This window comes from Psychromonas ingrahamii 37, assembly GCF_000015285.1.
GTDB classification, from domain to species: domain Bacteria; phylum Pseudomonadota; class Gammaproteobacteria; order Enterobacterales; family Psychromonadaceae; genus Psychromonas; species Psychromonas ingrahamii.
The window spans coordinates 4,378,629-4,393,691 of record NC_008709.1 but is presented as its reverse complement, the minus strand read 5'-3'; the positions used below and the strand labels follow the sequence as shown (position 1 = coordinate 4,393,691).

The window sequence follows — 15,063 nt, the reverse complement described above, 5'->3', positions numbered from 1 at the left end:
GCTAAGGGGTTATAGATGAGTTTTAATATTGCAATCAGTGGGTTAAATGCCACCAATAAACAATTAAATACAATTTCAAATAATATCGCAAATGTTTCAACCTATGGTTTTAAGGAATCTCGAGCCGAGTTTGCCTCTATCTATAATGGTGGTCAGGCAGGTGGTGTTGAAGTCTCGGGTATTACCCAGAACTTTGACCGTAATGGTTCGCTTGAAGCAACCGGTCGCGCACTGGATTTGGCGATTAGTGGTAATGGTTTTTTTGCAACGGTAGACAACAAAGGTCAGCAGATTTACACACGTTCAGGGGCATTTTCCACCGATAAAGACAACTTTATTGTTTCCAGTGCAGGTAATAAGCTGCAGGGTTATACCGTCGATGCAAAGGCTAATCTGCAGAAGGGTAATATCGATGATCTCGCTATTTCGACAGCTTCATTATCAGCAAAAGCAACAGACAGTATTGAATTTACTGCTAATTTTGATGCTAGAGCAACGCCGGTGGCAAGTGCTGCTTTTGATCCTGCCGATCCAACTTCGTTTACATCTTCTTACACAGCGCAGGCATTTGATTCTTTGGGTAACGCCCACACAGTGTCACAATATTTTATTAATACCGGCTCAAATCAGTGGAATATTAAAGTTATTGCTGATGACAACGATGTCACTCCCGACCCGGCACCGGTGATTGAATTTACGACTGAAGGCTTGTTGGCTGATACTTCGACTATACCAATCTTGGTTTCGATTCCTGCTCTGGGTGCAAACTTGATAGCCGTTGAAATTGACTTAACCGGATCGACGCAATATGGAGCAGACTTTGGTGTCAGTACCAATAATCCCAATGGTTACACTGCGGGCGAACTAACCGGTATACGTGTTGAGGATAATGGTATGATTTTTGCGCAGTTTACCAACGGGCAAAGTCAGTTGCAGGGGCAGTTAGTATTAGCCGATTTCCCCAATCCAACCGCACTGGAACAGAGTAATAATACTTCCTGGATGCAGACTTTTGGGTCGGGCACACCCGTCAAAGGCGCGCCGGGCAGTGGTGTGTTAGGCAAATTAACATCCAATATGCTTGAGACTTCCAATGTTGATTTAACCAGCGAGTTGGTCAGCCTGATGACAGCACAACGTAATTATCAGGCGAATACAAAAACTATTTCAACTGCAGATCAGCTGACCAAAGCCTTATTTAATGCGGTTTAAAGGATAATCAATGAACCCTATTTTATTCACCGCCGCCACGAGTGCCAGTAAACTAATGATCTCGCAGCATGTGAGAGCCAATAATATGGCCCAAGTAAATACCATTGGTTTTAAGGCCGTGCTGGAAAGAACCGTTCCGGTATTCCGCACCGGGGATGGTTTTCTCAGCAGTGTTACCAGCCGAAGTAACTCTACTTCAATTGACTTCAGCCATGGCAAGCTCTCACAAACCGGACGGCCCTTAGATGTTGCTATTACCGGAGATGGTTTTTTTGCTGTTCGAGGCAATGATGGTAAAGAAAGCTATACCCGTGCGGGTAATATCAAAGCGTCAGCGGATGGGGAATTAAGTGTTAATAATAATGCTTTATTGGGCACCGGAGGGGAGCAACTGGTATTACCTGAGCATCAAAGTCTGACTATCAGTAATAAGGGTATTATCACTGTGATGTCTAATGGTGGAGGTGCGAGCATTGAGGTCGGCCAGATTAAACTGGTTAATCCGGATACCAATAAACTGACGTTAAACACCTCCGGGACATTTAGCAGCGCGGTGCCACTTGAGGCTTCTCCTGATGTAGAAATGACTTCGGAGTATCTGGAAAGCGCCAATGTATCGGTCATTTCAGAAATGATTGGGGTGATGACAGCCACTCGTCAGTATGAAATGCAGGTCAAAATGATGAAAGCGGCAGATCAACTGATAGCCGCAGGTAATAAACTAATCTCGGCGAGGGGATAAAGGTATGAACAGTGCTTTATGGATAAGTAAAACGGGGATGGCCGCTCAAGATGCAAAAATGACTGCTATTTCTAATAATTTAGCGAATATTAATACGGTTGGGTTTAAGCGTGACCGTGTGGTCTTTGAAGATTTGTTTTATTCCATTCAAAAACAACCTGGTGCATCCGTTGATGGCCAAAATAAACTGCCAACGGGCCTGCAGCTCGGTAATGGTGTACGAGTCGTTGGAACGCAAAAAGTTTATACTCAGGGCAGCATTCAAAATACCAGTCAGGAGCTCGACTTAGCCATTCTTGGCGCTGGATTTTTTCAGATTGAAAACTCCGATGGCACCATTATGTTTTCCCGAAATGGGCAGTTTCATCTTAACGCGGAAGGCCAATTTGTTAATACTCAAGGTTTATCTTTAATACCCCAAGTAAACGTGCCGCAGGGTGCAACTAGTGTAAGTATCGCTATCGACGGGAAAGTCAGCGCGGTTATTCCGGGTCAAACTGAACTTGAACAAATTGGTGAAATTACACTGGTCACTTTTATGAATCCATCTGGATTGATGGCAAAGGGGGGGAACTTATTTTCAGCAACAGAATCTAGTGGCGCTGCTAATGAACTGACTGCCGGACTTGATGGTGCAGGAATTATTAAGCAAGGTGCACTGGAAGGCTCAAATGTGCAAGTAGTTGAAGAAATGGTTGATATGATTTCAACTCAACGTGCTTATGAAATGAGCGCGAAAATGGTTTCTGCCGCAGATGAAATGTTAAAATACATAGCGCAAGCAACCTAATGGCCAGACATGAGGCAGGTCCTACCATCTATTATAAATCAGCATTTTTGCTTTTATTATCTTTATTCATAAGCGCTTGCACAGTACGCTCTGAATTTGTTCCACCTGCTCCAAATGACGCCGCGTTTGCGCCACCATTGCTGGATTATTCCCAGCCTAAAACCAGAAATGGTAGTTTATTCAAGCCTACCCAGTCTTTCTCACTTTTTACCGATATACGCGCCTATGACGTTGGCGATATTCTAATGGTATACCTCAACGAAGAAACCTCATCAAAGAAAGCAGCCGGTACAGAATTTGGAAAAAGCAGCAGTGCTGAAATCAGCGCACCAACTTTTGGCAGCAGCGTACTAGACAATTATTCTGCAAGTGTTGCGGGTGAGCGTGACTTTAGTGGTTCAGCCTCGAGCTCACAAGGTAATAAATTAAGTGGCTCAATCACAGTAACGGTTTATGAGGTTTTGCCCAATGGAGTATTACATATTCGTGGCGAAAAATGGATCACCTTAAATCAGGGCGATGAATTTATTCGTTTGACTGGCAATGTCAGGGTTGAAGATATTAACAGTGATAACGCTATTGGCTCACAGCGTATTGCCGATGCAAGAATTACCTATTCAGGAAAAGGCGCCTTGGCAGACAGCAATGCAGCCGGCTGGTTAATGCAGTTTTTTACCTCCCCCTGGATGCCATTTTAAAGGAGTCATAATGTCTAAAATGTTAAGAAGTTTTTGTTATCTTGGCTTGGTTTTCCTTATCAATTCGAGTGTTGCCGATGATTTGATGAATCTGGTTGATATTAAGGGTATCCGCACAAATGAGCTTGCCGGTTACGGTCTAGTCGTTGGTTTAGATGGTACCGGCGATAAAAGCCAGGTTAAATTTACCAGTCAATCTGTGACTAATATGATCAAAAAGTTTGGTGTGCAGCTTAACCCTGGCGTTAACCCTAAATTGAAAAATGTTGCGGCAGTATCGGTTACTGCAACGGTGACCGCCATGTTAGGTGAAGGGCAAAAAATAAATGTAGTGGTATCGAGTTTAGGGGATGCTAAAAGTTTACGCGGTGGAACCTTAATTTTAACGCCGCTGCACGGAATGGATGGTGAAATCTATGCGATTGCGCAGGGTAGCGTGATTGTTGGCGGTCTCGGTGTTCAGGGTGCCGACGGCAGCAGTGTGACGATTAATCTACCTACCACCGGGCGTATCCCTAACGGTGCAATTTTGGAACGTGAGATTTTGAATACCTTTAATGAGAGCTCGCATATCACCCTTAATTTGCAGAAACCGAATTTCACTACGGCAAAAAATATTGCCCGCAGTATCAATATGATTTTTGGACCTGGCGTTGCTGAGGCGATGAGTTTTGCAAGTGTGCAAGTCGCTGCGCCGATGGATAAGGGCCAGCGTGTGACATTTATGTCGATGCTTGAAGAAATTGATGTCGATCAAGGCAAAGGCAAAGCGCGCGTTATCTTTAACTCTCGCACCGGTACCGTGGTTATTAGCGAGTCGGTAAAAATATCGCGGGTGGCCGTGTCTCATGGTGGTCTTACTATCAGTATTCAGGAAGATGCCTTTGTCAGTCAACCCGCTGCATTATCGGAGGGAGGCAATACCGAGGTCATTAAAAATTCAAAAATTGTTATAGAGCAGGATAATCCCCAGATGATGGTTTGGCGCGAGGGGGTTGATTTACAGACTATTGTTAATGCAATTAACAGCGTTGGGGGATCACCCGATGATGTTATGCAGATATTACAAGCATTAGATGAAGCAGGCGCATTAAATGCAGAATTACTCGTTATATAGGGAATAAATTTATGTTTCAGGTAGTGGGCAGTTCAACAGTGTCACTCTATAACGACACGAAAATGATTAACAATATTAAATATCAAAGTGATCCGGAGGCCGCATTAAAAATGGCTGCTAAACAATTTGAAGGCATGCTCTATCAACAGATTCTTAAAAATATGCGGGCAGCTACAGATTTAATCAATAATGAAGACAGTCCATTATCTTCTAAAAGTGGCAGTATCATGCGTGATATGCACGACGGTCAGTTGGCGATGCAGATGGCACAGGGTGGTCCGGGGTCAATATCTGAAATGCTGGTGAAACAGTTATCCAGTGCCGGCACCACAGCAGTTAACCATTTTGCACTTAACAATGAGATTGCTTTTAACCAGTTGAATAATAAAGATTAAGAGCGCAGGGGATAGTCATGAGTATATATAATATTGCCCTATCAGGGGTAAGCGCAAACCGTACAGCTTTAAATATAACGGCTCAAAATATAGCAAATGCAAATACTGCGGGTCATTCTCGTCAGCAGGCAGTACAAAGCAGTATTACTCGCTCTAATGATGTCGGGGCTGGTGTGGAGGTTTCAAGTATCCGCCGTATGGCAGATCAATTTATTATTTCTCAGCTGCGCAGCAGCAATACCGAACTGGGTAACAGTAGCTACAGTGCGTCAAGCCTTGGCCAGCTGGAACAGATTGTCGGGTTGGACGGATTTAATCTTTCAGCTGGAATGGATCAGTTTTTTAGCAGTATCAGTGAAGCGAGTGTTGCGCCGGAATCCGTCGAGTTTCGTCAGCAGGTTTTATCTGATGCACAGGCACTTGCTCAGCGTTTTAAAGGGTTGAGCCAGACACTGAGCAATCAGAATGCGCAGTTAGCGAGCGACAGAGAAAATAACCTTTCTATGGTCAATGGACTGCTTGATAACCTTGCTCAAAGCAGCAAAGCTATTATGGAAGTTTATAATGTTGGCGGAAATACTGCAACGCTTGAAGATAACCGCGATCAGATGCTAAATGAATTATCACAGCTGATAAAGGTTAATGTAAATAAAGAAGAAAATGGTGAATTGCAACTATCAACGAACAATGGTCAACCACTGCTTATTAATGATAAAGCGGCAGAGTTTACAACGACTCCATTACCTTCTGATCCTTATCAGGCGATTATCAATGCTACTTTCAACGGTTCTACTTTCAATGTCTCGAGCGATCTCGGTGGGGAGTTGGGAGCAATCGACAAGACACAGAAAAAAGATCTGGCAGCGCTGCACAATACGATTAACGAGATGGCTGTTATTGTTGCCGATGAGGTTAATAAAAGCTTAGCGAGTGGTACCGATCTTAACGGACTTTCACCCGGTCTGGCTCTTTTTTCCTACGATCCTGCTAATCCGGCAGGCAGTATGCAAATGAACTTATTGTCGACGGATGAATTAGCGTTTTCAGGTGATGGTAATCCAGGTGATGGTCAAATACTGGCAAATCTGCTTGATATTTCAAAAACTGATTTTTCTATCACAGGGGCGGGTAATATTAATCTTTCGGAAGCTTTTAGTTTAAGCGTTGGCAAGATTGCCATTGACAGCCGGCAAGCACAGCAAAATTTAGATTCTAATACCGCCTTGTTTAATCAGGTGCAGGCATCAAGAGAAAATCTAAGTGGGGTTAACAGTGATGAAGAAGCTGCTAATTTAATGATCTATGCCAATGCTTATGAAGCAAATATGAAAGTTATCAGCACTGCAAATCAGATGTTTAATAGTATTCTTCGCGCTTTTTAACTGAGAATTTTAATATGCGAGTATCAGATTCATACTGTACCAATAACATGCTAATCGAATGATTATCAGTATTATTACTGCGGTTTAACTTGGAGTTTTAATATGCGAATTTCAGATTCACACTTTACCAATACTATGCTCACGGGCATGAGCAAAAGCAATACCGAGCTGAGTACATTACTGCAGCAGATGTATACGGGTGAAAAAATAACCAAACCTTCAGATGATCCTATTGCCACCATTAAACTGATGGGGTTAGAGAAAACTCAAGCGGAAATAAGCCAATATAAAGATAATAACGAAAATGTGAAAAGTGGATACCAGCTTTATGAAACACATATAGCAAATGTTGTTGAAGGCCTGCAGTCGACTAATGAATTATTGCTATGGGGGCTTAACGGCACCATGACGCTCGAAGATCGCGCGGGTATTGTGACCGAACTTGAGTCGCTTCATGCATCCATGGTGAGCACCTTTAATGCTAAAAATAGTCATGGCTCTTACCTTTTTTCCGGTACGGCAACAGATCAAAAACCTTTTAACATCACTGAGGGCGTTGTAACAGCTAACCCGGCGATTAATAACAACACCCGGGAAACGGCGATTGGCGACGGTATTATGATGCAGAATAACCTGACACTGGAAAAGGTAGATGCAGCTGCAATATTAGTGATGTTGGAGACTTCTATCACTGAATTAAGTAAAGCTGATCCCAATCTAAGCAAGCTGCAGGAGGCGCATAATAATAGCCTTATTTCACTTAATAAAGCTTCTTCCTCTCAGGCCTATGCCGGTAGTCAAATTAATAATATTGATCGTATGCTCGCGACACACAGTGATACAGAACTGTTTGCAACAAAACTCGTCGATCAGCTTACGGCATTAAGCTACGATGAAGCGAGTCTGAAATTGAATGATTTTATGAGCGCATTGGAAGCAACCCAGAAAACATTTGCACAGATAAGTTCCTTATCATTGTTTAAGCAGTTATGAGTTGTAGCCTAAAACTTTTTTTAACCCTTTTACTTTTATTTACGGGGGGGATTGCCGCCATACCCATCCATTATCAAGGAGAAATGGATAATACAACGTGGAAAACGGAGCTTAAGTTCGACCGCTGTGAGATTTATACGGAAATTCCAGACTGGGGTTTTAAAGTATCTTTTATTGCAGAATCGGGTCAGAGTTTACAGCTGTTGATTTACTCGCGCATTCATTCTGCGGCAGCCATAAAGGAGTCATTTGCCGAGGTTATTAATGCCCCTTGGTATGAGCTGCAAGCCTCTCCACAAGAGCAGATTATGGCTGATAGTATTGGCGAGAATAGTATTAACTTTCGTCAGGGGGTAGAGACCATTTTCCAGCATATGCTCGCCGGCAGCTGGTTACAATTTTATTCCATGTCGAATACAGAGGTTATGTATATTGTTTCTCTTCCAACCACTTCATGGCAGAAAGAGACCGTTTCTTTTAATCAATGCGCGAATCAATTACCCGTTATTAATTATGAAGAGATAAATCAGCTCTCTTTTAACTATATTGAAAATCAATATAAGCTAAATAAAACGCAAACTAAAGATTTGGTAAAACTCAGCGATTATATTAATAAAGATCAAAGTGTCGTAAAAATACTGATCGATGGACACTCGGATAAGTATGGAAATTCAAGCCAGAACCTCAGATTGTCCAAATTTAGAGCCGATGAAATTGCACAGACATTAATTAATAATTCGGTAAATATGGATTTAATTGAAATACGGGGGCACGGGGGGCGCTACCCTATAGCGAGCAATGATAGTGCCGAAGGGCGCGAAAAAAACAGGCGAGTATCTATCCGTTTGGTTAAGGCGAATGCAAAAACAAACAATCTAAATTAGACGATGGGGTTGATAGTGAAAGTATTAAAAATAGTTGTCTTTATCGATATGCTTCAAAGTTCGGTTAACTAAGAGAAATATAATGGCAGATAAAAACAATCTGCTGATATAACAATAGCCAAATTTTTCCTAGAAGCAGTACAAATTAAACACTACAGGAATGCTTATGAATATTTCAGCGACTAGCTTGCTCAATGCAGATCATCTGCAAAAAATATCGGATATAAAGAGTTCGCCTATCAAGGCAAATAATTTCGCTGCTACCCCGCAGGTCGATTTTAGTAAAACACTTATCTCAGTACTCAATAGTGTTAATGATCAGCAGGTGTCTGCAACCCAGAAGATTAATGCGGTTGAATTAGGTAAAAGTGATGATCTGATTGGCGCAGTAGTTGCCGCACAAAAAGCAAGCCTGTCCTTTACCGCTCTAATGCAGGTTCGAAATAAATTGTTATCAAGTTTTGATGAAGTTATGAAGATGTCAGTTTAATAAGGTTATGTCATGGAACACTCAATGCCCGCCCGTAAAAATACACTACCGGGTAACTTAGCAGACAAAAGCGGCGAAGCAAACGGCCGATTTGTAAATAGAAAAACAGGCAAGGGAGTTGCTGAAGATACCCTTTTTTCGGCATTAAGCGTCTGGGGAAAAATACTTTATTTGTTAAAAAACTCACGTAAAAGTTTTGCTGTTATCACGGTATTTTTAACTGCACTAGTGACCATACTGGTTATTTTATTATGGTCATCCTCAAGCAACTACCGTCCGCTTTACGGTATACAGGAGCCCTATAATAACAGTGATATTCTGGCTGCATTAGAAGCTGAAAACATAAAATATCAAATGCAGCCCGATACCGGTCTGATTTTAGTTGAAGATGGCGAAGTTGCAAAAATTAGAATGTTACTCGCGGCAAAGGGCGTAAAAGCAACACTCCCCGAAGGTTTGAGCGTGCTTGGAAAGCAATCTGCACTAGGTACAAGTCAGTTTATTGAGAATGCGCGATATAATCTTGGTCTTGAGGGGGAACTGGCTAAAACTATTATGTCACTGAATGCGATTAATAATGCCCGAGTGCATTTAGCTATTCCTAAGGAAAATTTGTTCGTCGGCCGAGGCGATAATATTGCGACCGCAGCGGTAATGCTGGATGTTAAATCCGGCGATAAACTGAGTGTTGCACAGATTACTTCTATTATGAATCTGGTCGCCGGCAGTGTGAATAATCTCAATCCGGAATCTGTTTCAATTACCGATCAATCGGGTCGTTTACTCAGTGATGATGTTAATGATGGCGAATATTCATTAGCGTCGTCTAAACAGTTAGAGTATAAAGCAGGCATTGAACAGCAGATCAAGAAACAAGCAAAATCGATGTTAATCCCGATTCTTGGTGAGAATAACTTCCGTATTGAAAGTGCTGCGGATATCGATTTTTCGAAAAAACAAGAAACCATGGAAAGGTTTGATGCTACGCCAGTTTTGCTCAGCGAAATGAGTATTGAGGATGACGATCAGTCAGATATTGCGATCGGGATTCCCGGATCATTAAGTAGCACTCCACCGGTGGTTGATGGACAAGAAAGTACACCCAACAACAGTAAAAAGAAATTGCGCCGTGAATTAAATCGAAAATATGCCGTTGGCAGTTCAGTCACTCATACGGAATATCAGCAGGGCAAGATTAATCATATTTCATTATCTGTGGTCATTAATAAAGATATTGCCCCGGATGGTGAGTGGACAGCTGATGAGTTGTCAAAAATAAATGCAATGATCTCTAGCGCGGTAGGGCTTGATTTGAACAGGGGTGACAGCATTAATGTCACTAGTTTTACATTTTCACCCATTCAGGTCACCAATCCCGTTGCTGCAGCCTGGTATGAAGAAACCAGGTGGCAATCGTTACTGAAAATAATTATCAGTGGCTTAGTCGCAATGATGCTGATTATTGTGGTGTTAAGACCGTTGATTAAACATATTACTGTTAATAATTCAGCGAAGGATGCCGGACCATTACCAGCAGAGCATCAAGCAATTGCGCAAAGTACGCAGGATAAAGAAAAAGAATTTGCACAGCGTTTAGCTGAATATGGAATTGGTGAGACTGCCAGCGGTAATGATTCAATGATGCAGATGCTGCCGAGTCCAAACTCACCGCTTAGTGTTCAAATTCAGCATTTGCAGCTTATCTCCAAAGAACACCCAAATCGTGTCAGTGAAATATTGAAAAATTGGGTTAACGCATAAGGGCTTATGATGGAAAATAAAGATACTACAATAACAGATTCTGATTTACCCAGCGTTTCTAACGAGCCACTTGCCCTTTCAAAGGTAGAGCAGGCCGCTTTATTGCTGCTTGGCATGGGAGAAGAGATTGCCGCGGGGGTATTAAGAAATTTTAGCCGTGACGAAGTACAGAAAGTGGCAAAGGTAATGTCGACATTATCTGATATTAAAACGACACAGGCAAAAGATGTGATTGAAGACTTTTTTAATGACTTCAAGCAGCACTCGGGGATTCATGGCGCTTCAAAAAACTTTATTGATAATATGCTCAATAGTGCCCTGGATGGCAATATAGCCAAGGGACTGGTCGCTGATCTCTACGGTGATGAAATCAAAAACAAAATGCAGAAACTACAATGGATTTCAGCTGAAATTCTGATGAAAAGTATTGCTAATGAACATGCCAAAATGCAAAGTGTCTTTCTGGCTTATTTACCCGCAGAAACAAGCTCTGAAATATTTACGTTATTTTCAGAAAAGACTCGTATTGACTTGCTTTACCGCATTACACAGATTGAGGAATTAGAGCAGAATGTTGCAGATGATTTATTAGAGCTGATTGAGCGCTGTGCGACGGAATATACTGAAAATAAAAACGGTTCATTAAAAGGCATTAAGCAGGTAGTCGATATTATTAATCATTACGGTGGTGATAAATCGGCCATTATGCATTCATTAAAAGAGAAGAATAGCGATGTTGTTCAACAAATTGAAAATGATATGTTTGACTTCTATGTCATTGCTAATCAAACCGAACAGACACTTGAGCTTATCCATCAACATATTACCCATGATTTATGGGCTGTTGCGCTTAAAGGTGCAACACCTGAATTCAAGCAGGATATCTTAAAAAGCTTACCTAAACGTCTTGCTGCCGATCTTGAAAGCGAGATAAAAGAGTTGGGCGGCATGCCAATCAGCGTGGTAAAGAATGCTCAAGCAGAGATTATGGAGACCTTGAGAGATCTGAATCGCAGGGGTGTAATAGAGCTTATTTTATATACTGAAAGTGTTGTCGAGTAATACATGGGCGATATAATCCGCAAGGCAGACTCAAGAGCATTTATTGCTTATGTCTTCCCCTCTTTGAAGAGTGCAGCCTTTAAAGCTAACTCGGATTTGACCGCAGCATCGACGGTTAGCGCGGTGTATTCGCAGGAGATGATCGATAAAGTTTTTAAAGATGCCTTTGAAAATGGTCAACAGGCAGGTTATGAAACAGGCTTTGAACAAGGCAAAAAAGAAGGTTACGGTACGGGATTATTACAAGGCGTGAAAGAGGGCACAGAAGAAAGTAAAAAAGAAATAGATCTTACTTTATCTGCCCTGAATAGCGCAGTGATTGAGTCGCAAACTATTACCGCCACCCTGAAAGAGGATGTTAAGCGGGCATCGATCAGCATGATCACTGAAATAACACAAAAAGTGATTAATAAAGAGCTGGCACTTAATCCGGAGATTATTGTGCAGTGGATTGAGGACAGTATCGCCTCTTTACCAGAGCAGCCAACTACCGTGTTGATTTCATTAAACGAGCAGGATTACCAGCGTATTACTAGTTTAGGACCGCTGCCGGATGCGAACTGGAAACTAAAATCTAATATTCTAATTAAGCCTGGCTGCTGCGAAGTTAATACCAACCTGGTTGATATTAAAATGAATGCGCAGGAAAAAATGCAGACCATGATAGAGCAGATTAGCTGATGAACTTGTTTTCTGGCAGCACTATTACGGATGTACCGATTGCGACCCTGACAGGAAAGGTTATTAATGCCAATAACCAGCTGATTGTTGCCGAAGGCTGCCGATTCCGTTTGAATCAAGATTGTATTATTGAAACGGATGTTGAAAATATAAAAGTTAAAGTGATTGGTATAAAACGTGCAAAAGCCTTCTTAATGCCATATCACCCGTTTTCGACTATTTATGTTGGTTCAAAAGTTATCCCGCTTAAAAAAACTGAGCACTATCATATTGATAACTCTTGGTTGGGGCGTGTATTAAATGCCCACGGCGAAGCGATTGATGACCTGCCATCTCCTCGGGGGATTGATACTATTACCCTGCGCAGCGCAGAAGCCATCAATATCTTAAAAAAGAAACCTATCAGTGAGCCTTTCGATGTGGGCATAAAATCGATTAATGGTTTATTAACGCTTGCTAAAGGGCAACGTGTTGGTTTGGTTGCCGGCAGTGGTGTTGGTAAGTCTGTTCTGATGGGGATGATCACTAAATTCTCAGAAGCTGATGTGGTTGTAGTTGGGCTGATAGGAGAAAGAAACAGAGAAGTTCGGGAATTTATTGAAAAAAATATTGGTGCGGAAGGTTTAAAAAAATCCGTAGTGATTGCAGCGCCAGCGGATCAATCACCTCTGATGCGTATTCAGGCCACCGAATTGTGCCATTCTGTGGCGGAATATTATCGGGACAAAGGCGCTAACGTTTTACTGCTGGTGGACTCCTTAACACGTTACGCCATGGCGCAACGTGAAGTGGCAATTTCTCTGGGGGAGCTGCCTGCCATCAAGGGTTATCCTCCCTCTGTTTTTTCATTTATCCCTCCCTTATTGGAGCGATCCGGAAATGGTCATGAAAATGCCGGCACCATGACCGCTATTTACACCATTTTGTCCGAGGGGGATGAGGACTATGATCCGGTTGTTGATACGGCAAAAGCGATTCTGGACGGCCATATAGTACTATCTAAAGAACTTGCCCAGCGAGGGCAGTTTCCGGCCGTGGATATCGAAAAATCCATCAGCCGCTGTATGGATGCCGTGGTAAGTGAACCTCATCTGCAAATAGCAAGACAATGCAAACGCCTTTACAGTATGTATAACAAGGCCAAAGACTTGATTGCATTAGGAGGTTACCAGCAGGGCAATGATCCGGAACTTGATGAAGCAATCCAAAAAAATCCAATCATAGAAAAATTACTGATGCAAAATACCATTCAATATGTCAGCTTTGAAGAAAGCTGCCAACAATTAGCACTTATTTTTAAAGGAAAGTAAAAAATGCTTACGATTTCAGTCGATGACGGCAGTACAAATGTAAAAATTTCCTGGTTTGACGGTACAAAAATAGAGACAATTATCAGTCCGAATTCATTTCGTAAAGGCTGGAAAAGTGCGGCACTGCGTGCCGATAAAGTGATCTCCAATTATTTAGTCGGGGAAACAAAATATACTTATGATATTACTTCGGATAAAGCCCTGGAGACAACACATATTGATTATCAGTATTCAGATCTTAATTTATTGTCAGTACACCATGCTTTATTAAAGACTGGCCTTAAGCCGCAGAAGATTAAGATTGTCGCGACGCTGCCGATTACCGCTTATTATAATGCCGATGACTGCCAAAAAAATGAAGGGAATATCCAGCGCAAAAAAGATAATCTGATGCGCACTCTGGTGCTCAATAAAGGTAAGGTTTTTAATATAGCTGCCGTCGAGGTTATGCCGGAAAGTGTGCCCGCGGTACTTTCAACTTTATTGGAATCAAATGTTAATGAATTTAGCCGCTCTTTAGTTATTGATATAGGTGGTACAACGGTTGATAGCGCTGTGATAGTGGGGCAGTTTGATGAAATATCAAGTGTTTACGGCAACACTGAAATTGGCGTCGGGCTGGTGACTAATACCGCGAGACAAGCTCTGGCAAATGCCGACAGCGATGCATCTTATCTGGTGGCCAACGAGCTGATTAAAAACCGTCACGATAGTGAATTTGTAAAAGAAGTGATTAATGACTTGAGTCAAGTTGATGTTGTACTGAAAAAAATCGAAGATCGGATTAACGAACTGGGTCAGACTGTTGCCGAAGAAATGAAGAAATTCTGCAAAAATCCAAATCGTGTTTATATTGTTGGCGGAGGAGCACCCCTCGTATATGATGCAGTAAAAGCGGCTTATTCTGTACTTGGCGATCGGGTCATTATTCTTGAGAATGCACAGATAGCACTCGCTAAAGAAAATATGCTGTATGCCTTAAGTGATGGTGAAGAAGAAAGTGTAGTATAATGGCAAACGTTAGAATTCAGTTCCCACTTGACCCTAAAAACAGCAATGAAAAAGCGGCACTCACAGAGCTTAAAAAGTGGAAGATTTTGTTTGATGACGGGCAGACAGATCTCTGTCTGTTGAAGCAGAGAGAAACACTTTTAGCGGGGCTTTATCTGCAGAAAATAATGCCTGACCTGGCTGAAAAATTAGCTCAAAATTTATCATCGGCAAGCCTTGATGAGTTAGATTTTTTTTATAGCGGGAACGCTCCGGTCTCCCACCAAGAGGGTATCAATAATCAGCAGAAAGAGGTGCTTGCTGCATTGCAGAGGCTGCAGGAAAGCGTGGACAGCAAGATGTCCAGTGTCATTCCCGCTAATGCCTCTATTGTCGCTTACGAAGGGTCTCAAAAGGTTGAAGCGGAATCTTCTGGGGCTTTCCCTGCCGCACAAGTGACAGAAATCATATCGGCTGATAAGTTAGCATTAGTCCGTAAGATAAAGGCTAAAAAAATATTTTAAACAATCAAGCTATTGATATTAATAGGCATGAC

16 protein-coding genes are annotated in these 15,063 nt (G+C 42.0%); all 16 read left to right on the top strand.

All coding sequences use genetic code 11. The annotated features are described in order from the left end of the window. Positions 1-15: 15 nt before the first annotated feature. The 16 genes from flgE to PING_RS20315 all read left to right on the top strand — a co-directional run bounded on the left by flgE (position 16) and on the right by PING_RS20315 (position 15,031). Positions 16-1,212 carry a flagellar hook protein FlgE gene (gene flgE / locus PING_RS18455; protein WP_011771806.1) on the top strand — a complete coding sequence of 399 codons (1,197 nt, stop codon included), beginning with the start codon at positions 16-18 and terminating at the stop codon, positions 1,210-1,212. A 10-nt stretch (positions 1,213-1,222) separates the two neighbouring features. Beyond that, positions 1,223-1,954 (top strand): flagellar basal body rod protein FlgF, encoded by a 732-nt coding sequence (locus tag PING_RS18450; RefSeq protein WP_011771805.1) that lies wholly within the window; start codon positions 1,223-1,225, stop codon positions 1,952-1,954. A gap of 4 nt (positions 1,955-1,958) precedes the next feature. After that, the gene (gene flgG / locus PING_RS18445; protein WP_011771804.1) at positions 1,959-2,744 is read left to right on the top strand and encodes a flagellar basal-body rod protein FlgG; all 786 of its coding nucleotides are present in this window, start codon (positions 1,959-1,961) and stop codon (positions 2,742-2,744) included. After that, positions 2,744-3,442, top strand: a complete 699-nt coding sequence (gene flgH / locus PING_RS18440; RefSeq protein WP_011771803.1) for a flagellar basal body L-ring protein FlgH — start codon at positions 2,744-2,746, stop codon at positions 3,440-3,442. Before flgG ends, flgH begins: the two co-directional genes overlap by 1 nt. A gap of 10 nt (positions 3,443-3,452) precedes the next feature. Beyond that, on the top strand, positions 3,453-4,559 hold the full coding sequence (locus PING_RS18435) for a flagellar basal body P-ring protein FlgI (protein ID WP_011771802.1): 1,107 nt from the start codon (positions 3,453-3,455) through the stop codon (positions 4,557-4,559). A gap of 11 nt (positions 4,560-4,570) precedes the next feature. Then, entirely contained in the window at positions 4,571-4,954 is a 384-nt protein-coding gene (locus PING_RS18430; RefSeq protein ID WP_011771801.1) for a rod-binding protein, read from the top strand. Positions 4,955-4,971: 17 nt separating this feature from the next. After that, positions 4,972-6,336, top strand: a complete 1,365-nt coding sequence (gene flgK / locus PING_RS18425; protein ID WP_011771800.1) for a flagellar hook-associated protein FlgK — start codon at positions 4,972-4,974, stop codon at positions 6,334-6,336. A gap of 102 nt (positions 6,337-6,438) precedes the next feature. Beyond that, positions 6,439-7,329: a flagellar hook-associated protein FlgL gene (flgL, locus tag PING_RS18420; RefSeq protein WP_011771799.1), complete on the top strand. Its 891-nt coding sequence runs from the start codon at positions 6,439-6,441 to the stop codon at positions 7,327-7,329. 83 nt (positions 7,330-7,412) lie between these two features. Then, positions 7,413-8,213: an OmpA family protein gene (locus PING_RS18415; RefSeq protein ID WP_041766701.1), complete on the top strand. Its 801-nt coding sequence runs from the start codon at positions 7,413-7,415 to the stop codon at positions 8,211-8,213. Between the two features lie 166 nt (positions 8,214-8,379). Beyond that, the gene (gene fliE / locus PING_RS18410; RefSeq protein WP_011771797.1) at positions 8,380-8,703 is read left to right on the top strand and encodes a flagellar hook-basal body complex protein FliE; all 324 of its coding nucleotides are present in this window, start codon (positions 8,380-8,382) and stop codon (positions 8,701-8,703) included. A gap of 12 nt (positions 8,704-8,715) precedes the next feature. After that, the gene (gene fliF / locus PING_RS18405; protein ID WP_011771796.1) at positions 8,716-10,464 is read left to right on the top strand and encodes a flagellar basal-body MS-ring/collar protein FliF; all 1,749 of its coding nucleotides are present in this window, start codon (positions 8,716-8,718) and stop codon (positions 10,462-10,464) included. Positions 10,465-10,470: 6 nt separating this feature from the next. Beyond that, positions 10,471-11,526, top strand: a complete 1,056-nt coding sequence (locus tag PING_RS18400; protein WP_157035407.1) for a flagellar motor switch protein FliG — start codon at positions 10,471-10,473, stop codon at positions 11,524-11,526. Between the two features lie 3 nt (positions 11,527-11,529). After that, complete coding sequence (locus PING_RS18395; protein WP_011771794.1) at positions 11,530-12,207, top strand: FliH/SctL family protein; 678 nt, start codon at positions 11,530-11,532, stop codon at positions 12,205-12,207. After that, entirely contained in the window at positions 12,207-13,517 is a 1,311-nt protein-coding gene (locus PING_RS18390) for a FliI/YscN family ATPase (RefSeq protein WP_011771793.1), read from the top strand. Before PING_RS18395 ends, PING_RS18390 begins: the two co-directional genes overlap by 1 nt. Before the next feature lie 3 nt (positions 13,518-13,520). After that, positions 13,521-14,528 carry a plasmid segregation protein ParM domain-containing protein gene (gene parM / locus PING_RS18385; protein ID WP_011771792.1) on the top strand — a complete coding sequence of 336 codons (1,008 nt, stop codon included), beginning with the start codon at positions 13,521-13,523 and terminating at the stop codon, positions 14,526-14,528. After that, on the top strand, positions 14,528-15,031 hold the full coding sequence (locus tag PING_RS20315; RefSeq protein ID WP_011771791.1) for a hypothetical protein: 504 nt from the start codon (positions 14,528-14,530) through the stop codon (positions 15,029-15,031). The genes parM and PING_RS20315 overlap by 1 nt, the downstream gene beginning before the upstream one ends. The last annotated feature ends 32 nt before the right edge of the window (positions 15,032-15,063 follow it).